The following is a 20,425-nucleotide window of genomic DNA, read 5'->3' as shown; positions in this document are numbered from 1 at the left end:
AAAAAACATCCTTCTATAAAATTACCCCGAAAAGGGAGTTGTGCAATTAAGAATATCGTATTTGTTTGTAACGGCATGACTCAAAATATCAACATTTAGAGTTTCAGTATTGTTGTTGTCCATTGACTTACTTTTATGTTTATTACCACTGGTAAATAGTTAATCTTATGAATAGTGATACACAAATGACCGTTTGCGCTATGTGATAATTAACCATAGTAAAAATACACGAAGCGAAGAAGTGCTATTTCAGTAGTACTGATATTTTCATAACGCTAATTTAAAAATAAATGTAAACGTAACAAATTATACACAGAAATAAGAAGGGCTGTGGCCTCAACTGACTTGATTATGATTCCGTCTTAACGAATGTCAGCCGAGTGTTCAGTGCCATTCTCGCCCTGGCATCCCCGACCGTAAGCCTGTTCTCTACTGGTAACCCCCTTGTTATTACAGCAGAAAACAGGGCATATCATTGATGTAGTCATGCTTAACTTGCATTTTAACATCACTAATACATAGCAAGCTAATATTACACTTTGAAACTTAACGCACGGTAATTGTTAGTGATATTGTCCCGGACAGTTCCGCGAGCAGGTTTTGCGGAAAGTCCAAAAATAAGACAAATAAGGCATATAAAATGAAAAAAGTAGTGGTGTTATCTGCGGTAGCCGCAGCCGTGATGATGGCTGGAGCCGCCAACGCAGCAGAAATCTATAACAAGGATGGCAATAAACTGGATTTGTATGGCAAGGTCGACGGCCTGCATTATTTTTCCAGTAATCATAGTACGGATGGCGATCAATCTTATATCCGTATGGGTATTAAAGGCGAGACTCAAATTACCGATCAACTAACCGGTTTTGGACAGTGGGAGTATCAGGTCAACGCCAATCGTCCGGAAGATGGTGACTCCAGCGGTTCCCCGCAAAGCTGGACGCGTCTCGGTTTTGCTGGTTTGGCATTTGCCGATATGGGGTCTGTTGATTATGGTCGTAACTATGGCGTGTTATACGACATTGGTTCATGGACTGACGTACTGCCTGAATTTGGTAATGATTCGTATGAAGCTTCCGATAATTTTATGACCGGACGTGCGAATGGCGTTCTGACTTATCGCAATAATGATTTCTTTGGTCTGGTTGATGGTCTGAATATTGCGTTGCAGTATCAGGGTAAAAATGACGGTCTGTCGAAAGAAGGCGATCCTTTAAGTAATAATGCCAGAAAAAGTATCGCGTACCAGAATGGCGATGGTTTCGGGGCATCAGCGACATATGATTTGGGCATGGGGGTGAGCCTGGGGGCAGCCTATACCAGTTCCAAACGCACGCTTGACCAGATGACGCAAGATAAATACGACAATGGCGACCGCGCTGAAGCCTGGACTGGCGGCGTGAAGTATGATGCCAATAATATTTACCTGGCGGCAAACTATACCCGTACTTATGATATGACCTATATGGGTGATACATTGGGCGGCTTTGCACATAAAACCGATAACTGGGAAATGGTAGGACAATATCAATTTGATAATGGCTTACGCCCGTCACTGGCGTTCCTGCAATCCAGAGCCAATGATGTTAATGGACTGGGTTCTTTCGACCTTGTAAAATATATTGATGTGGGTTCCTATTACTACTTCAATAAAAATATGTCCGCGTATGTTGACTACAAAATCAATCTGCTAAAAGATGGCAACCCATCGAATCCTAATACAGACAACACCGTGGCGCTCGGCTTAGTCTACGAGTTTTGATAAAACTTGCTGATTAAGACAGTTTAGGGATACCCTCCTTTTCCCAAAACTGTGTCACTGCTTAACCTTTATTATTGTTAATTTATTCTTTTATTATTTCAGGACGCTTCTGGCGTCCTTTTTTATTGACTATTCGACTTCGATCTCGCGAATGCGCATTCTGCTACTGTCATCTATCTGCACTTTGCCTGAATGACAAAAGGGACAACAGAGTGTGGATGTTTGAGAGGTGAAGGGTTGATTACAGGACAGACACCAACCTTGCGCCGGTGCGATAGTAATGTGGAAACGCGCATTGTCAGCAAGGGTATGACGAGCGGCGACGTCCAGGCCAAAATGCAGCGCCGGCACCTCAACACAGGCCATAACGCCAATCTCCAGCCAGACTTGCTTTACCTTGCTGAACTGGTGATTTACTGCCTGTTCCTCCAGCAATTCGATAATATTTTGCGCCAGGGCTAATTCATGCATGGGCCAGCTCCTTCATTCAACAATATTTACGGCGACACAAGGATCAATTACCTGTAACTGTTGCGACCACAATGAGAGTGGAATAGTGGCCAGTTCGCGAGCAATGACGCCGTCAGGTTGGGCGTGACGTGTGGTAGGCGAGATAATACGGTAATCAAGAATATTGCCTGACGTCGTCAGTCTGGCCTGATGAACTAACCATCCTCGCGCGGTTTCCACTACCGCTATTTTCCATTCGCCATCATCAAAACGATTCCAGCGCAGGGTGGGAAGGGCGCTCAAACTTCGGGCGAGCGTAATGCAGCGGGCCAGCAGACGTAGCGCAGTCGTTTTTCCGCTAAGACAACAGGCTGACAGCAGCGGATATTCGATAGCCAGAGGCGAGACATCCAGGGGACCATGGGTTATTAACGTATGGTCCGGGGACGACGCCATCGGTAGTGTAGGGGTAATGATATTCTGTACTGCCGCCAGCCAGCGGGCGGTTTCAGAACGTTCTTGCAAAAACCAGGCTTCCCAGCCCTTTACGCCAGCGGCAAGCCAGGTCTGAGGATCATCGTCAAAAAAGATTGTGCTTGCCAGCGGGGATAACTCTCCGCGACGTAACAACGCCCATTCTTCAGCGGTTGCCTGTCGGTGGCTAAACAGGGGGAGCCAGTCTGTCAACGCACGACGGAGCGTTTCTCGCGCCAGCTCTTGTTGTGCGGCCTGCATATCTGGCTTCTCTTCAGGAAACAACAGTAAAGCCGCCGCCGCGCTGTGCGCCTGAGCGCACAACGTAAACAAACGTGAAATAAGCGTTTTTGCGTATACCGGCGTTGCGCCCTGTAACAAACGACCGATCGGCGCCTCCTGCCAGATAATCCGTAGCGGGTGAGAATAGACGGTCAATCTTTGCACGAATTATTACCTTCATCGATCACCATAAACCCGGACTTACTGGTTTCGCAAACCGGACAGCACCAGTAATCAGGTAACTGGCTGAAGGGCACGCCGGGTGGAATTTGCCATACATCATCGCCCAGCGCAGGGTCGTAAACCCACCAACATACTTTGCACTCCATGCGCACCACTGGCTCATTTTCTGTAACCGGGTATTCTTTCAACCATTCCAACGTATTTTTTAGCCCCGCGTAGGCATCTTCGATATCATCGATGCCTGCAACGGCGATATCAGGAATGTCCGCTATCTCAATCATATCTTGCAGTAATGTGTTCATATCATTGAAATAATTGACCCGCCATACGCCGGGAAAATGCGTGCTTACAATCCGGCATTTACCATATCCGCGTGAAAAAATAGCGCTACAACCTTCGCCTAAAAAATGATCCAGATACTCGCGATCGGCATCGTTTACTGGCAACAGCGTTAAGTTAATGATGTGCGGCTCTTTTACCGGCTGTTTTACGCGCTCGGCTATTTCATGCGCGATAAAGGCGCCATTCATCAATCCCGCCGGTTGCGGCGGCAATTCTGGCGTAATCGGCGGCTGCGGATGCGTCTGCCAGATGCTCTCTGGGATCGGGCCAATGATAATTTCATCGGCAACCCGTTGCTGGTCAGCGTTATATTCACGTACACGCCAGACGCCCGTAAAAACCGTCTCCTGAATACGCTGTTCTTTTCCATCGGGTAATAGTACCCGGGCGGATATTTCACCTTCGCCGAGCAGTTGATCCAACAAACCGCTATTCTGTTGCTCAGTGGCATTCAGCTTATAGCTCAGGGGAAAGGGGAGCGTTGCCACCGGGTTATCCATATCGCGAATAAGCGTAGTCAGGATGTGTCTGGCAACACGAAGCTCAGCGGGCAGCGCCTGTTCCGGTAAAACCGGCGTCAGTGGGAGATTAATGCCGGCGGGGATAGGAAGAAAGTTAAAGTCTTCCTCTTCTGGCTGCGAGCCTGGCCCGGCAATATTAACGACTGGAATAGTTCTGGAATGATTCACGTGTGTTACCTTTCATTCTATTGCGTGATAACGGGAATATCCTGACGATAGCCCGGTGTGGTCAGCAATGCGGCCACCCGCTGAGAGTATTCTTGCCAGCTATATAATCCCGCCAGACTGCCGACAAAACGGTGCTGGCGAAAGAAAAGCAGCGCCGGATATTTCAGAATGCGATACTCCCGGGCGATCAGTTCACTCTGTTCGCTATCCGCAAATGCCGCGGTATAAGACGTCGCCGGAAATTGCTTGAGGATCTCCGGGATAATGACCCAACTGTCGGCGACTTCCGGATGTTTGTTGGGGTCGCTTTGCAGCAAAACCAGCAGAGTCGGATGCGCATTAATCAACGACGGGAGCGTTTGCGCATCGGTAACCAGAAAGCCTTTATCCGCCAGTGGACAAACAGAATTTTGGGGTGAGATAGTCATTTTTTTAAATGCTCCGGTAATTCAGGCGTGCGAGATAATAAATCGGCAAAACCGGTCAGCGGATCGCTTTGCGTGAGCATGGCCTGTTCCAGCGAGTCCAGCGCCGCCAGTACCTCAACGGCTTCCGTTTCGTCCATTTCTCGTCGCGCTGCGCCGCCAAATGTCAGCAGCCATGCGCCTGCTAAGGGGGGAGCCACAAGCCGAATATCAACGTCGATAAGCTCGCCGTGTCGGTCGCGGCATTTGGCGAACCACTGACCGGGTGAAATAACCTGCACAGGAACGCCAATACACATTATGATTTCTCTCTCTGTAGCACCCGAATATCGCCGACCCGGCAAGCGCTTTGCGCATCTGGCCGTTCATCTTCGTAGCGTTCCATACACAGGCTGTAATGATTGAGTCTTTCAGTGGGCAAGTCCGCTGAAGAGGCGGTAATACCCCATTGCGCCAGCACTTCCTGCGCAAGATAGACCGCAGGCATCAGTTGCGCCTTTACCTGCGGCGTGAGACTCCCGCCATAGTCATCCAGACATTCCGGCTGCACGCCAATCAGCACAATCTCCGCTAACTGACCGCCGGTTAATTGCAGCAATGCCAGCACTTCAGAAAAACTGGTCTGATGTAAACTGAGTTTTTTCGCCGTCAGATAGGCGGGAACCTGTTCATCACGAAACATCGCCAGCGAACCTGGCGCCATACCAAAATCGATAGCATCCATGATTAACAGTTTTTCGGTCTGTTGCAGCCAGGGCAGCAGCGCCAGCCCCTGCGTACCGCCATCAACAACGTCAACTTTCTCGTTATCGGCATACTGTTCAAACAGCTTTTCCGCCGCTCTGACGCCGAACCCTTCATCTGCCCAAAGCAGGTTGCCAAGCCCTAAGATTGTTACTTCTGCCATTGTTATCACCTGAACCAGCGCCAGCCGCTTATCATGACGGAGATCACGCTTTGCCGGCTCATAATGTCTTCGCGGATAGCGGTATAAACATGCGCAATGACGAAGGCGATAATGAACCACATGCCCAGCCGGTGCCAGAAATGCAGCGCGAGGCTATCGTTGCCAGTCAGGCGAATCATCCAGCCAAACCATTGATACGCCCAACTGTCTGTTCCAAGTCCTTCGCCATAGAGCGCAAAGCCGCTACACACCATCAGTACGGACATCCAGAAATAGAACATTACCGCCAGTCCCGCTACCGGATTATGTCCATAGTAACGATGGGCCTCTTTTTCGAGGAAAAAATACCAACGGATTTCGCTGATAACGCCTTTGCGCCAGGCGCGGCGCCAGAACGGAACCAGAAACATCTCCCTGGCGTACTCATTGCCGACACATGCCCAGTAAATACGAAACAGCAGCGCGACAGTAAAAATATACGCCGTGGTAAAATGGATCAGTCGTATCCAGCCCATCCAAAACATAAAGGTCGCTTCACCTTGAATCGATGGCAGGGGGCGGCCAATGAAATATCCTGTAACAGCCAGGACGACAATGGATAACGCCGTGATCCAGTGCCATAAACGGACCGGCGCTTCATAGATATAGTACCCCTGGCTGGTTATTTCTTTGAGATGCATTGAGACCTCCGAATCGTCGTCATCGTACCTGAACCCTGACCAGCTCCCCTCCATGATTATCAATAACATGGGTGGAGCAGGCCAGGCAGGGATCGAAGCTGTGCAGAGTACGTAAAATCTCCAATGGTTGATCGGGAACGGCGAGTTTAGTCCCCATTAACGCCGCTTCGTACGCGCCAATTTGACCTTTATCGTCACGTGGCCCGGCATTCCAGGTTGTCGGTACCACACACTGATAGCTGTCGATTTTCTGATTTTCAATTTTTATCCAGTGCCCCAGCGCGCCGCGCGGCGCCTCGCTGAAACCAACGCCTTTTGCCGATGTAGGCCAGGTATCGGGTTCCCAGAGCGTGACGTTTGCCGTCGCCGTATCGCCGGACTTGAGGTTACGCATCAGACGATCGAAGAAATATTGCAGCGTATTGCCTGCCCATACGGATTCCAGCGCACGCGCGGCAGTACGTCCTAATGTAGAAAAGAGCGCTTCTTTAGGCAGCTTTAATACACTAAGCAGTTGATCCACGGGTTCTTTAAATTCCGGTTTATTTTGATGATATCCAATCAGATAACGCGCCAGCGGACCTACCTCCATCGCATGTCCCTTCCAGCGCGGCGATTTAATCCATGAATATTTAGCGGACTCATCCACCTGTTCGATAAAGGTTTTTGTGCCTTTATAGTGTTCGCCCATGACCAGTTGCGGTTCGGTCAGACCATCCCACGGATGCAGGCCCTTATCGTTATTGCCGTTACCATAGGTATACCAGGAGTGAGTGACAAACTCCTGAATCTCATCGGGGGCGGTTAAATCGACAGGATGAATTTCGTCGAAACGACCGTTAATGATAGCCCCACGCGGAAGCAGAAGATTACTGGCGGAATAATCGTTAGGGTTATCCGGAAACTCGCCATAAGCCAGCAGGTTCATGCTCGATAACCCGCCGCCGATTTTTGCCCAGTCTTTGTAATAACTGGCAATCAGCAAGACGTCCGGAAGATAAACTTGTTCGCAGAACTGGCGAGCTTTTTGGATGATGGAACTGACAAGGTTCAGGCGCTCCATATTCACTGCGCCGACCGCGCCCGTTTCGTCAAGGTTGATGGCGCAAGGAACGCCGCCCACCAGCCAGTTAGGATGCGGGTTTTTACCACCGAAAACGGTGTGAATTTTTACGATCTCTTTTTGAAAATCGAGCGCTTCAAGATAGTGGGCGACCGCCAGCAAATTGGCTTCCGGTGGAAGTTTCATCGCCGGATGTCCCCAGTAGCCGTTACGGAAAGGGCCAAGTTGACCGGACTCGATAAACCGCTTCAGTCGATTTTGCAAATCGCGGAAATATCCCGGCGAGGATAGCGGCCATGCGGAAAGGCTTTGCGCGATGGCGGAGGTCTGATGCGGGTCGGCTTTCAGGGCGGCAACTACATCGACCCAGTCCAGCGCATGCAGATGATAAAAATGCACCAGGTGATCGTGAACGTGTAGCGTAGCCTGCATCATATTACGGATACAGTTTGCGTTGTCCGGAATCGCGATTCCCAGCGCATTTTCTACGGCACGGATTGAGGTCAGCGCGTGTGTACCGGTGCAGACGCCGCAAATGCGTTCAACAAATGCCCAGGCGTCTCGCGGATCGCGACCTTTCAGGATAACCTCCAAGCCGCGCCACATGGTGCCGGTCGACACGGCGTTAGTAATGACATTATTACTGTCAATATTCACTTCGCAGCGCATATGCCCTTCGATGCGAGTAACCGGATCGACCACAATTCGCCGTCCGCTATTGTCCAGCGTAAAACCCTGAGTCTGATAAGGATATGCCATAATTATTTTTTCTCTTCCGGAGCGTTTTCTGATGACGTGTTGTTTTTATTGCGGGCGTGTTTTATGGCGCTCACCGTGGCGTGAGCGATGGCGGCAGCGCCCGCGACGCCGGCAACGCCCAGTCCGATTTTATCGGCGGTAGCCTCAATGCCGGTTTGCGGAATGCCCGTTGCCCGGCTGTAAAAAGAACCGTAATCCCAGAATCCATCTTCCGAACATCCGAGGCATCCATGACCCGACTGGATAGGAAAAGACACGCCATCATTCCAGCGAACGGTTGAACAGGCGTTATAGGTGGTCGGGCCTTTACAGCCCATCTTGTACAGGCAATACCCTTTTCTGGCGCCTTCGTCATCCCACGCTTCCACAAACTGACCGGCATCGAAATGCGCGCGTCGGTAACATTTGTCATGAATTCGCTGGCCATAAAACATTTTTGGTCGTCCAAGACGATCAAGGGGAGGGATGCGATCAAATGCCAGCATATAGGTGATAACGGCGGACATCACTTCAGGTATAGGCGGGCAGCCTGGCACTTTAATAATGGGTTTATCGGTAATTAATTTGTGAACCGGCGTGGCTTTAGTTGGGTTGGGACGGGCTGCCTGCACGCAGCCCCATGATGCGCAGGACCCCCAGGCGATAATCGCTTTAGCATCCGCGCTGACGCGTTTTAACTTCTCCAGGAACGGCTCGCCAGCCAGTATGCAAAACATCCCATCTTCATTCAGCGGCGCGTTACCTTCCACGGCAACGATATAATTTCCTTTGTACTCGCGCATCACATCCGCCAACGCCTGCTCGGCTTGTTGCCCTGCGGCGGCCATAATGGTGTCGTCATAATCCAGGGAAATGAGTGACAGAATGGCATCTTTTGCCAACGGGTGCGCAGAGCGAATGAAAGACTCGGTACAACAGGTACATTCAAGACCATGCAGCCATATCACTGGCGTACGCGGTTTATTCTCCAGGGCATAAGCTATTTGAGGAATCATCGAACTGCTCAGGCCTAAAGACGTTGCGGTAAGGCTGCAAAACTTGAGGAAGCTACGCCTTGTCACGCCGTGTCTACGCATAACTTGATAAAATGTATCTTGTGTTTGCATAACGTTTATCCCAAACCATTATAGTTAGTGTGGGCATCATATGTTGCATTTCTTGTCTTTCTCAACGTGTTTTAGTAGCAATTATGTTTCTAATTCGTAACAACTGATTACATGTGTGCTACTCACATTACTCAAAAACATAAATTAATTTAATGTTATTGGTGATGTGGAGTAAATATAGCGTTGTGATGGTATCTGTTAATGTTGATAAGATTTATTTATAACATGATGGGATTTTTTAAAATGGTCACACGGATAACGCGTTTTCATGTTAGTTCGCTGTGTTTAACTCTCCTTTAAACCCGTCAGTTAAATTTATTAGCTTGTAAAATAAGATCACAATTAATTACGTGCTGCATAACCATTGATAGGTTTAATTTAATATATTCGTCCAATCCATTTTACAAACAAGGAGAGCATGATGAAAAAAAGTAAAGCAATGTTATTTATCGCTCCGGCGCTGTTTTCATACGCCCTGGCTGCACAGGCCTGCACAACCCTTGCTATTCAGGATAAACAAGGCGATATTTTTCATGGGCGTACGCTGGAATATATGCAGGATTTACCCTCATGGTTAACGTATTACCCGGCGGGAACACAGTTTGATAAAAAAACGCCGGATGGCCGTCAGGGAGTAAGCTATCAGGCGAAATATCCGATACTGGCTATTACCTCCACCATCACTGATGGCGATAGCAGAGACATACTTGAAGGCATGAATAGCGCGGGATTGTCATTTAGTGAAAACATGATCATGAATGCGCAGTTGCCGCCATTGCCTGCGAGTGAATATAAACAGGCAATTCCTGTCACCTCGTTGGGAGAATGGGCGCTGGCCCGTTTTGCTACTGTCGGCGAGGTAAAACAGGCAATAAAAGAGGGCAAATTCTGGTCACCGGAACTGCATCGGTTTGGCGATCTGAAATCGCCATTTCATTATGCGTTTTACGACAAGAAAGGAGGAAGCATTGTCGTTGAAGTGGAAAATGGCAAATTCCATGTCTATGACAATCCCACTCGCGTGATGACAAATGGTCCCGCATTCCCCTGGCATCTGACAAATCTGAATAATTATACGCAATTAACCAATGTGGACCGATCTTCAGGCACACTGGGCGGGATAAAAGTGATGCAGCCTGATAGCGGGATTGCTATTGCAGACTTGCCATCGTCCGATACGTCGGTTTCCCGTTTTATACGCGGCGTTTATTACACCACATATGCGCCGCAAGCGACATCCGCCCACGACGCAATGAATACGCTTGCACATATTATGAGCCGTTTCGATCGTCCGAAAAATATTACGGTTGATTATATGGGGAGTGAAGGGGAAGGCAACGCCACCCGCAAACCGGTCTCAGAATATACGGTCTGGACAACGCTGTCTGACTTAACGCACGGTGAGATGATGGTGCGCGGCTACAATGATATCAACTATAAAACCTGGTCTCTTTCTCAGTTTAAGAACGCGACTGCGCCCGTATTCGAGAAAATCAACGTCAAAGGATAAACCGCTCATCTCGGTTTAGTTTCCCCGGTAGTCTCGGCGAAGGTAATGGAGGCTACCGGCGGTTGCTTCTCTTTATCATGCACGGTAATTAATTATCACGATCACCAGCGCCAGGATGGTATGCTAAATCCATTCAAAATCCCCTGGATATGGATTGGAGGGCGCATGGTTATACCTGAGGTCAGGCAGGAGAGGCTCTATCAGAAGATAGCCAACCTCATCATTAAGCTGATCAATGATAATATTTTTCCACCGGGAACTTTTTTACCGCCAGAACGCGAACTGGCAAAACAGCTTGGCGTGAGCCGCGCCTCCTTGCGAGAAGCCCTTATTGTACTGGAGATCTCGGGATGGATCGTGATTCAGTCCGGTAATGGGGTTATCGTTTCAGATAAAAAACACCTTGCCAGCGACTATACCATTGAAGAAATTCTCTCTACTCGCGAGCTGGTCGATAGCCATTGTGCGCGCTTAGCCGCACAAAACGATAACGTTGACGTCATCAACCAAATAGAGGCGATTTATCATCGTATGGATCAAGCCATTAACGATAATAACGTCCACGGCTTTTACTCGCTGGATAAAGAGTTTCACCTTGCGATCTCTGAGGCCAGCCGTAACCGGGTGTTGTTCGATATGTCCCGTATGTTATGGGAACAACGGATTAATATCCCTTATGCCGGGCTCGATGAGCAGTCTGGAGACAGAAATGTTTTACTTAATCTCAACAAACAACATAAAGCGATAGTGGATGCGATGCGCCAGTCTGATGCTGACAGCGCCTATGAGGGATCTCTGGAACATTTACGCTATGTGAGAAAGATTGTCGGCGGCTAAGTTTGTCGGTAAATAACACCGCATGGCGGATATGCCATGCGGTGGAGCTTGCCGTAAATCAATGGAAAACAGCATTAATCTTTAAGTAGCGCTCCGGATAGCGATCAAGTTCTTTAACTGCATCAGGGATCTCATCAAGATTGACGACCTTACTGACAACATCTTGCGGATTAATCTCCAGCGTTGACAGCATGCGTAATGCCTCATCAAATTCACCGGCACTGGTGCGGGAACCGCGTAAATCCAGTTCTTTGTAGGTGATCAGGTTCGTCGGCAGCGACGTTTCCTGTTTTGGCCATCCGGTAAACGAAATACGACCAGCAAACGATGCTAAATCAAGCGTATTTCGAATAGCGCTATTTGCGCCGGAGGCTTCTATCACGACCTGCGCCATGGTGCCGTGGGTGATATTTTTAATAGCGTCGATAACCTGATCGTCAGCGGCGTTCAGTACATAAGGAACGCCAAGCTTTTGCGCATAGAGTAACCTTTCTTCCACAATATCGATCAGAATAGGCGTTGCCTTGTAATGTCGCGCGCTTAATGCCGCCATAAGACCAATGGCCCCCGCGCCGATGATGGCAACATATTCCCCGGCCTTAACGTTTGCCCGGTGCAGCGCGTGCAGAGCGATGGTCAGCGGTTCTGCCAGCGGCGCCATTTCAGAAGGCACATTATCTGGTATTTTATGAATTAAATGTGCGGGATGAGTAACCACCTCCTGCATTGCGCCATCGACATGCACGCCAATGACGTTTAAATTTTCACAACAATTAGTTCTGCCGACAGAGCAAGGGTAGCAGTGACCACAATAAATATAGGGGTCAACAATCACGCGGTCGCCTTTTTTAATATTGTCCGGCATTCCGGCGCCTTCCTGAAGAACAATTCCGGTCACTTCATGCCCAATAATTCTTGGGTAAGTAACCAGTGGGTTCGTTCCACGAAAAGCCCCGATATCCGATCCGCAAATGCCTGCAGCATCCACCTTAATTAATACTTCATTTTCTTTCTTATGGGGATAATCCACCCAGCGGGTTTCAACTTCACCAGGCTTATTAATGAACACAGCTTTGACTTTCATTGGCTTTGAATCCTTTACTTTTTACAAACACGAAGACCAACAGGCTTGAAACGATAGCGATAGCACCAGCCAGATAGAACGCATAGTCATATTTACCGCTAAATTGAACGATAAAACCGGTGACAAGCGGACCGATAATACCGGATATATTAGCCAGGCCATGCATGGCTCCGCCGACGCTCCCTACCTTATCTTTATGAACAACATCCTGAATAACCGCCCAATAAATTGGGCCCGTTAAATAGAGCAGGAAGAGTGAAACTGACATGAGCGTAATTGCGCTACCAATAGTGCTAACAGTACCGGAAACGGCAACACATACCGCTGCGCCTGCCAGACATACGCCCAGAATAAGTCGACGTGAGAGCAGAGCATTACCGGTAATCCGATAAATTACATCAGAACAGACGCCGCCGAGCACCATACCAATGGCACCGATGACCCAGGGAATTACCGTGGCGATACTAATTTCTTTAATATCGAGATGTAACGAATGGTTCAGGTAACTTGGGAACCAGGTCAGGAAGAAAAAAAGAATATAGTTGTAGCTGAAAAAAGCCAGAGTTGTCGCCCATACCATTGGTTGTTTCATGTAATAGCCGAGTGAAGGCGTAGCCCGGCCATCATCAGATAAAATAACGTCCTCATGATTTTCAAAATCAATGCGTTCTTCCGGCGCCAGGCGTTTACTCATTGTTGGTTTATCGCTAACGATAAAGTACCACAGCAGTACCCAGACCAGGCCAAATAAGAAAATAATGCCAAATGCGGGGCGCCAGCCTAAGGATAACGCCAGCAGGCCCACTATCGGCCCGGACACCGCGCCGCCGAGCGGGGAACCGGCGCTAAAAATTCCGATCGCCGTGGCAGACTCCTTTCGGGAAATCCAGTTATTGATGATTTTATTTCCGGCAGCGCTGACCGGTCCTTCAGCCATACCGAAAAGAACGCGCACGATAAGCATTGTCCACAATCCGGTGACTAAACCAGTTAAGCCACAAAATACAGACCATAGTAACGCTGCGATGAGAAAAACCGTTTTTGGCCCAACTTTATCGCTGGCCCAGCCACCAATAAAATTAAACAGGGCGTATCCGATAAAAAATGCGCTGAAGATCATTCCCATCTCCGCGGCGTTAAATCCTAACTCCTTTTCGATCAAGGGGGCAGTTATCGACAATGCTGAACGATCCATATAGTTGAGCATGTAAACTATAAATAGAAGAAAAACGATAAGCCATCCCATTGTTTTTCTTTTCATGATTAATCCTCTTATTGTGGTCTAGCGGCCTGACCACAATATTTTAAGGTTATTTTCAAATCACCTCTCTTGTGGTTAGAACGTGATCAATATAACAAAAATTTATCGCAGAGGATTTTTATCCATCGCAAGCGTGATGGATAAAATTCTTTAAAATCAGGCAATTACTTGAAAATTCAATCGGGACTATCGTTTTCCCCTAATCCACGCCCCGGTAACGTTTGACATGCAGCGTTAACAGAAGGTGGCGCTGTCTGTGGGTATTTTTCATCGGGCGTAATATAAACCTGACTCGTGGCGACATAGCCATCATTAAAAGTGGCTTCGATATAGGTAGCTTCCCAACCTGTCTTCGGTTCATTTAACGTAATACTGATCTTATTGTTGGCGGGAATATCTATTGTAAGCGGCTGATAGCGGATGCCACAGGCATAACGAAAATCACGCGCATTTGGATTGTTGGCTGTCCAGCGAACGACTTTTACCGGCGCTTCTGAGAAATAGACCGTAAGAAGATGGTGGTGAATAAGGCCGATCAACTGCGGTAATGTTTTTTTACTTTGAAACCGGTTAATAAATGGAACGAGGCTTCCTTCAGCGAACTGGTTAATTGAGTAGTGGTTCATATTAGGCACTATACGTAATGATTTTACGCCAGGAAGTTTGCTATAATAAAAGCGAGTGTTGTCTGGTACGAAAAAATCATCGCCACTTGCATTAATAATATATTTCGGTATTGCAAGGCGGGGTTGATAAATAGTGTTGAGATATCTTAACGGATCTATTATTTGCCTTAGTTGGGTAAATGTGGGGGATTTTATTTTCTCATCTATGCCTTGCTGGTAGTAGGGGTAGAATGTAATGGGCCAATTTCCACCGTATGATTGATAAATATGCTCAAGTGAAGCATCAATATCAAGTAGATCAATGGCGAAGGGAACAATTGCTTCAACATCAGGATCGGCAATAGCTGACAACCAGGTGGTCCACCCACGCTTTGAAATACCTGTAATGATAAAGGAATTTATATTCCATTGCGTTAACTCCTTTTTTGCTAATCTCATCGCTTGCGATATGGCAGTGACCATAGGAATATTTAAAGGCATTAACTTACGTTGCTCCGGCGCTTCCATAAATAATGCCCAGCTTCGGGAAACGCTTTCGTCCTCTTTCAGTGGTTTTTTATCATCCTGAAAGGTTAAATATTGGTTAGGTATATCACTCACTGATATTACGATGGTATTCGTATCACGGGAGATGCTTGCCAGTGTTTCCTGGGGGAAATCACCGGGTTTACCAGTGATTTGTACGCCTTTATCATAATTAATTCCGTTGTTTACAACCACCAAAGCATGGTGCTCTTTTGTCGTTTCAGGGATATAAATATCAACGTTATGTCGCCATTGCGCAGGGGTTACCATGTCATCTGGCGACCAGTGTTGCGATAATAATTCATAGTGTCTGACTACCACCTGTGCTAATGGAGCTGTATTAATCAAGGTATATTTTAGCGGTGTGCCTGAAATCTGCTCCCGGTAGTCGGGGAGAACATGAGACAAATCACACTCCGGGCTGTTTCGACAAAAGAAGATGTTGTTATGAAGTAGTGTATAAACTTTTGTAGAAATGAAAAACAGTACGATAACAACGAGATATATTTTTTTCATGCTTTCCCCGCGCTTTACAAGGGCAAATGCCAGCCAGCATAATTTCCATAAATACCTCTTAAACATTCAATATAAGTACAATACTTTTGATAAATAACGGAAGAAGGGAACAATAATATTTGTGACGTTGTCACATTATTCTGTTTCTGGTTTCGCTATTAGCGGTGAACTTTTTGAAAGGTAAATCATTGCCGTCACCAGACCAATAATGGCGACAGAGATAGCCATACCGATCCAGACGCCATACAGGGCATAACCCAGGACAAATCCGCCCAATACGGGGGATATAAAATCAGCGATTGCGATTAATGCCTGCGCCGTTCCGATGACGATACCTTGTCGGGCAGGCGATACATGGACGGACAAGGCGGCAAGATAAGTGGGTTTGGCTAGCGCATCAGCGATACTAATACAAACGATAGCAAAAATAAGCACTGGTATGGTCGTGGCGATACCCGCAGTGAGAAATCCAGTACAAAGAAGGGCGAAGATTAGGATAATTAGCTTTCGCTCCGAAAAATATTGGCTCACCCAACCTAACAGAAATAGCTGAACGAAAATATTAATAACCCCGTCCGCCATTAACAGGTAGCTTAACGCTTTTGGCCCAAAGGGAAGCCCATTCCAGATGAAGGTGTCAGAAAGAAAAACAGGTAATTGTGAAGAGTACATGCCATAGGCGAAGAAATGACAAAGCATTACGATGATTAAGACGCGAAGGATTGGCATCTTTAAAATAGCGCGGGCAGAGAACGACGCTATTTTATCTGTGGTACGTGATGTTGTGGAAGGGTCTTTTAACCCCCAAATCGCGACCAGGGCAGCCCCAAGGACAAGTATAAAGGCGGCGTAGATCGGCGCGCTCAGACTGATACGCGATAGCCATCCTGAAACGCCTGCCCCGACAATACCGCCTAAGCCAATGCAGCCTGTGAGGATACCGATTGCCTGACGCCGATTTCTGACGTGCGTACAATCGGCAATATAGGCTGCGGCGGCTGACAAATTCCCGGCGCTAATGCCAAAAAGCGTGCGGGCGAGCAGGATAAACAGGATACATTGCGCGTTGGCGAGTAATAGTAGACTTATCGCCGCAATAGCCAGAGTGACAATCAGTATTCGCTTGCGGCCAACGCGATCGGAAAGGTGGCCAATCAGGGGCGCCGCACAAAATTGGCTAAAAGCCTCAGTGGCGATGATGATTCCAATGATAAGCGGCGAACCGCCCATCTCGCGGATATAAAAAGGCAGTACCGACATTACAGCCGCTGTACTGGCTGCGTAAAGGCCGACAAGCAGGAAAACAGGCAAAATACGCCGCTTGTTGAGCGGGGTGATAGTTTCGCTGTCGGTGTTCTCATAGACATTAGTATTCATCTTTAATCCCTATGGCAAAACGAGAGAGATAATTTTCAATATCGTTGCTCTGTTTGCCGTGAAAGAATGCGCCGACATAGCCATCGGGTCGGAGCAGCACGCATTGACCCGGCGCCAGATGATAGGACTCCCGGAAGTGCCCCAGGGTATCGATGAGCTCGTCCTGCTCGCCAATGTGATGAATACGCAGACCTCGCCGCGCATCGATGACCTTACCGTGGGTTTCGTAGGCCAACAGATTCCAGTCCGGACCCTGGAGTAACTGAAATAATCGTAATGATTGGCCGCCGGCGCCCAAAAGAGGAGCATCCGGAGCTCTTTCTCCCGCTTGTAACCCATGCTGACGTTCGGGCAACGTGTGGGCTAAGGGGGAGTTGGTATACTGGATGTCAAGTTGTTGAACGTCGCGTTCTCGTTTGATGCCACCCTGTTTTTGAGAGTCAAGTAATCGGGTAGAAAGGTGGAGCAGTGATTCGGCTACCGGGCGGCGTTCCTGTTCATAGCTATCGAGAAGCTCTTCTCCTGCGCCCCGCAGCGAGGCTGCCATTTTCCATCCCAGGTTATAGGCATCCTGGATGCTGGTATTTAACCCTTGCCCACCCGTCGGCGGATGCACATGAGCGGCATCACCAGCTAAAAATACCTTACCCACACGGTAATGTTCTGCTATGCGCGCATTCATCTGGTACTTCGATACCCAGGGAATCGAATGGATGCGAACATCCGTCCGCCCGATTCGCTCAGTAAGAAAAGCCGTGAGCACGTCGGCTGAGAAATTCTGCGAGTCGTCCGGGGCCAACAACGCCTGGATTTGAAAGAGCTGCGTGCCGGCGAGAGGGCAAATCGTTATCATCCGCGTCATATCGCCATCGTTAAAATGGTGCCATACATCCCGGTTTAGACCGGAAAGCGAAGCGTCAGCCACAAGCGCATGGATTCCCAACGTACGACCGGGGAAGCTAACGCCTAATTTCTTTCTGACAAAACTTCCGCCGCCATCCGCACCTATCAAATAATGAGCGATGATGACCTCTTCTCCAGCCGGCCCGGCAACATACGCGGTGACTGTGCGTGGGGTTTGCGCAAAATGTCGTAACTCGCAGCCGAACTCCACCCGATGTCCCCATGCTTTTAATTGCTCTCGCATAATCGTTTCTGTCACGTTCTGTGGAACCATCAATGGCAGATGGTAGGGTTCGGCGTGGGTCGGTTTTGTATGATGCGCAATATCTGAATCTACATAGCTTCCGTCGTGACGGTAGGTTCGTAGTCGGGGATAGAGCCCGCCGGCGGCGACCACTTTATTGAGTATTCCAAGATCCTCGAAGATTTCTTGCGTTCGCGGCTGAATACCTTTACCGCGGGAGCCGATAAAAGGCGTCGTTCTTTTCTCAATCAGGCGAAATGAGACCCCGTGACGCGCTAGTTCGATGGCTAAAGTAAGCCCGGTAGCGCCAGCGCCGCAGATCAGTACATCTGTAGTGGTGTATCTTGTCATCGTCTCTCCGATATGTGTATTATGCACATAAGAGGAGACATGCTATGTCAGAAAATAAAAATGTGCAAGATACACATATTTCCGAGCAAATGAAGGCGCTTCACGGTGCGTTGATTCGCGTGTTGAGCGCGCTTAATCGGCCTCGTAATGATGAGAAATTAATTGCAGAGGCGGGGATTCAACTCGATCGTGCGCTATTTTCGATCCTTATTAGTATCGAACGTTTAGGGCCGATTGGCGTTGTTGAGTTAGCCGAACGTGCCGGTCGTGATTATACGACGGTAAGCCGACAGGTCGCCAAACTGGAGAAGCTGGGGTTGATAATACGGCAGCATAATGCCATCGATCGTCGTATACGCGAGGCCGTTATCTCCCGTACAGGAAAGGCGATGACGGAGCGTATAGACGATGCGCGAGAGCAAATGGGCAAAGTTGTTTTTAAAGACTGGCCTCAGGATGAAATTGATATCTTTGTTCGGTTAATGCAAAAGTTTGCCGATGCAATGGATAGCGATGCTTCAATGCCGGAATAAGCAAAAGAAAAGGGCGGTCAAATCCGATCGTCCAGCTTAATATCGGTATCTGACATTGATTAAATAGCCAGCAAAGTAAATATAACAACAACATTTATCGAGTTAATTTTCACCCTTTGAAAGGCCAACATATACTGCAGAATACGGCTATATAACAATCGCCGTATCAATGGTTTTTCAAAGGGTAAATATATGCTTACCGAAAAATATGATTTTCGCATTACCGATCAGATGACTATCCCACTCAGACCTCATTGGATAGCCAATGATTCATACAGGGAAAAGTGTAAAATGCTTGTCCTCAACCGAAGTAAAGGGGAAATTCATAAGGTAGACTTTAGTAAAGTAACAGATTATATCAAAGAAGGTGATGTAATCTGTTTTAACGACAGTACTATAATAAACCATATGTTTATCTGTAAAACAAGACGAAATAGATTAATTAAAATTGTTTTAGAGGGGTTCTTACCAAATAATAGAGTAATTATTTCCGGACTTTTAAAAGAAAGGCTTAACGCGAATGATGTTTTCTATTTGGTTGATAACCCTGAAATTTCCATTAAGATAGAGCAAAAGTTTAGCGAAGAGAGCCAGTACCGGGCCGTCGTGGAAAATCATGAGGCCTTAATTTGCTATTTAGCCAGTCATGGTGAGCGTCTTGATGAGTATGTGGACTCCAGCTTATTTTATAAATATCCAGATGCTTACCGTTCCGTGTTTTCTAAAAAGTATGGTTCTTTGGAAATACCTTCTGCCGGCATTCATTTTACCTGGGATCTTATCCAAAGAATCAAAGATAAAGGTGGGTTAATAGCCTTCATCACTTTACATGTTGCATCAACAGAAATGCTGTCCAACAGAAAAATACAAACAAAATGTGTAGAGGATGTGACTATCAACGAAGAATACTACGAGGTTCCACAAGCAACAGCGGATATCATTAATACAGCGAAGCAAAATGGCGGACGCATTTTTGCCGTAGGAACTACCGTTACACGATGCCTGGAATCCGCGTATTCGAGGGAGCACAATTGCCTCAAAGCAAGTTCTGGCTGGACTGCGCTTTATATACATCCAGGCTATCAACTGAAAGTGGTTGACTGCCTGCTAACGAACTTACATCAGCCAAAAACGACGCATATGGTATTAACCGGTCAATTTGCTGGGGTTGATCTACTCATGAAGGCCTATACCTCAGAACATATCCAGTCATGTCAGTTCGATATGTTTGGTGATTGCATGTTAATCATACAGGGTGAAGGGCAGGGATGAATAAAATAAAACCGGTACATATAATGCTACCGGTTTTACCGAGAATAAGCATCAGGGGATTCGGGCAATAACCTTTATTTCGAAATCAAAGCCGGCCAGCCAGGTAACGCCAACAGCGGTCCAGTTAGGATAAGGGGGATAGGCAAATATCTCCTGTTTCACCGCCATCACGTCGTTAAGTTGTTGCTCTGGATCGGTATAGAATGTGGTGACATCCACTATGTCATCGAATGTGCACATAAAAGAACTGAGCCTGTTTGTCGTATC

General features: G+C 47.6%; 19 protein-coding genes and 1 pseudogene. 5 read left to right on the top strand and 15 right to left on the bottom strand.

The genetic code is table 11. From position 1 onward, the window contains the following. The first annotated feature begins 640 nt into the window (after positions 1-640). The gene (ompC, locus tag NA197_RS01210) at positions 641-1,759 is read left to right on the top strand and encodes a porin OmpC (protein WP_000758336.1); all 1,119 of its coding nucleotides are present in this window, start codon (positions 641-643) and stop codon (positions 1,757-1,759) included. A 129-nt stretch (positions 1,760-1,888) separates the two neighbouring features. Here the strand turns inward: ompC and hypA are convergent, their stop codons facing one another. The 9 genes from hypA to NA197_RS01165 are packed head-to-tail and all read right to left on the bottom strand — an operon-like array spanning position 1,889 to position 9,119. Beyond that, positions 1,889-2,230 (bottom strand): hydrogenase maturation nickel metallochaperone HypA, encoded by a 342-nt coding sequence (gene hypA, locus NA197_RS01205; protein ID WP_000544772.1) that lies wholly within the window; start codon positions 2,228-2,230, stop codon positions 1,889-1,891. 12 nt (positions 2,231-2,242) lie between these two features. Continuing rightward, positions 2,243-3,130: an ATP/GTP-binding protein gene (locus NA197_RS01200; RefSeq protein ID WP_001189393.1), complete on the bottom strand. Its 888-nt coding sequence runs from the start codon at positions 3,128-3,130 to the stop codon at positions 2,243-2,245. Further along, the gene (locus NA197_RS01195) at positions 3,118-4,179 is read right to left on the bottom strand and encodes a hydrogenase expression/formation C-terminal domain-containing protein (protein WP_001016739.1); all 1,062 of its coding nucleotides are present in this window, start codon (positions 4,177-4,179) and stop codon (positions 3,118-3,120) included. The genes NA197_RS01200 and NA197_RS01195 overlap by 13 nt, the downstream gene beginning before the upstream one ends. A gap of 17 nt (positions 4,180-4,196) precedes the next feature. Then, positions 4,197-4,607, bottom strand: coding sequence for a hydrogenase (locus tag NA197_RS01190; protein WP_000155989.1), 411 nt, complete (start codon positions 4,605-4,607; stop codon positions 4,197-4,199). Next, positions 4,604-4,903 (bottom strand): HypC/HybG/HupF family hydrogenase formation chaperone, encoded by a 300-nt coding sequence (hypC, locus tag NA197_RS01185; RefSeq protein WP_000334910.1) that lies wholly within the window; start codon positions 4,901-4,903, stop codon positions 4,604-4,606. The genes NA197_RS01190 and hypC overlap by 4 nt, the downstream gene beginning before the upstream one ends. Further along, entirely contained in the window at positions 4,903-5,511 is a 609-nt protein-coding gene (hybD, locus tag NA197_RS01180; protein ID WP_000852661.1) for a HyaD/HybD family hydrogenase maturation endopeptidase, read from the bottom strand. Before hybD ends, hypC begins: the two co-directional genes overlap by 1 nt. Before the next feature lie 5 nt (positions 5,512-5,516). Further along, complete coding sequence (cybH, locus tag NA197_RS01175) at positions 5,517-6,260, bottom strand: Ni/Fe-hydrogenase, b-type cytochrome subunit (RefSeq protein WP_000924456.1); 744 nt, start codon at positions 6,258-6,260, stop codon at positions 5,517-5,519. Continuing rightward, positions 6,211-8,013 (bottom strand): nickel-dependent hydrogenase large subunit, encoded by a 1,803-nt coding sequence (locus tag NA197_RS01170; RefSeq protein WP_000331200.1) that lies wholly within the window; start codon positions 8,011-8,013, stop codon positions 6,211-6,213. The genes cybH and NA197_RS01170 overlap by 50 nt, the downstream gene beginning before the upstream one ends. A gap of 2 nt (positions 8,014-8,015) precedes the next feature. Then, positions 8,016-9,119: a hydrogenase small subunit gene (locus tag NA197_RS01165; protein ID WP_001194448.1), complete on the bottom strand. Its 1,104-nt coding sequence runs from the start codon at positions 9,117-9,119 to the stop codon at positions 8,016-8,018. A gap of 418 nt (positions 9,120-9,537) precedes the next feature. Here NA197_RS01165 and NA197_RS01160 point away from each other — a divergent pair, with 418 nt between their 5' ends. Both NA197_RS01160 and NA197_RS01155 read left to right on the top strand, forming a co-directional pair. Then, positions 9,538-10,629: a choloylglycine hydrolase family protein gene (locus tag NA197_RS01160; protein WP_064043549.1), complete on the top strand. Its 1,092-nt coding sequence runs from the start codon at positions 9,538-9,540 to the stop codon at positions 10,627-10,629. Between the two features lie 45 nt (positions 10,630-10,674). Continuing rightward, positions 10,675-11,466: a FadR/GntR family transcriptional regulator gene (locus tag NA197_RS01155; RefSeq protein WP_000388417.1), complete on the top strand. Its 792-nt coding sequence runs from the start codon at positions 10,675-10,677 to the stop codon at positions 11,464-11,466. 58 nt (positions 11,467-11,524) lie between these two features. Here the strand turns inward: NA197_RS01155 and NA197_RS01150 are convergent, their stop codons facing one another. The 5 genes from NA197_RS01150 to NA197_RS01130 all read right to left on the bottom strand — a co-directional run bounded on the left by NA197_RS01150 (position 11,525) and on the right by NA197_RS01130 (position 18,353). Next, positions 11,525-12,550, bottom strand: a complete 1,026-nt coding sequence (locus NA197_RS01150) for a zinc-binding alcohol dehydrogenase family protein (RefSeq protein WP_000864926.1) — start codon at positions 12,548-12,550, stop codon at positions 11,525-11,527. Next, entirely contained in the window at positions 12,525-13,811 is a 1,287-nt protein-coding gene (locus tag NA197_RS01145) for an MFS transporter (protein WP_000824240.1), read from the bottom strand. The genes NA197_RS01150 and NA197_RS01145 overlap by 26 nt, the downstream gene beginning before the upstream one ends. Positions 13,812-13,987: 176 nt before the next feature. Continuing rightward, entirely contained in the window at positions 13,988-15,544 is a 1,557-nt protein-coding gene (locus NA197_RS01140; RefSeq protein ID WP_074181645.1) for a PhoPQ-activated pathogenicity-related family protein, read from the bottom strand. A gap of 69 nt (positions 15,545-15,613) precedes the next feature. Further along, positions 15,614-16,855: an MFS transporter gene (locus NA197_RS01135; protein WP_064043551.1), complete on the bottom strand. Its 1,242-nt coding sequence runs from the start codon at positions 16,853-16,855 to the stop codon at positions 15,614-15,616. After that, positions 16,845-18,353 carry an FAD-dependent oxidoreductase gene (locus NA197_RS01130; RefSeq protein ID WP_064043552.1) on the bottom strand — a complete coding sequence of 503 codons (1,509 nt, stop codon included), beginning with the start codon at positions 18,351-18,353 and terminating at the stop codon, positions 16,845-16,847. Before NA197_RS01130 ends, NA197_RS01135 begins: the two co-directional genes overlap by 11 nt. Before the next feature lie 44 nt (positions 18,354-18,397). Here NA197_RS01130 and NA197_RS01125 point away from each other — a divergent pair, with 44 nt between their 5' ends. Beyond that, positions 18,398-18,886, top strand: coding sequence for a MarR family winged helix-turn-helix transcriptional regulator (locus NA197_RS01125; protein WP_064043553.1), 489 nt, complete (start codon positions 18,398-18,400; stop codon positions 18,884-18,886). Between the two features lie 192 nt (positions 18,887-19,078). After that, a complete protein-coding gene (locus NA197_RS01120) occupies positions 19,079-20,158 on the top strand; it encodes an S-adenosylmethionine:tRNA ribosyltransferase-isomerase (protein WP_048590672.1) in 1,080 nt (359 codons plus the stop codon). Between the two features lie 51 nt (positions 20,159-20,209). Here NA197_RS01120 and NA197_RS01115 read toward each other — a convergent pair. Further along, positions 20,210-20,401, bottom strand: a pseudogene (locus NA197_RS01115) (Rid family hydrolase); the annotation flags it as partial. Positions 20,402-20,425 lie beyond the last annotated feature (24 nt).

Source organism: Salmonella sp. NW884 (genome assembly GCF_051700745.1).
In the GTDB taxonomy this organism is placed as follows: Bacteria; Pseudomonadota; Gammaproteobacteria; order Enterobacterales; family Enterobacteriaceae; genus Salmonella; species Salmonella enterica.
Note: the sequence above shows the minus strand (reverse complement) of the source record. Positions and strands in the feature narration are given on the sequence as shown.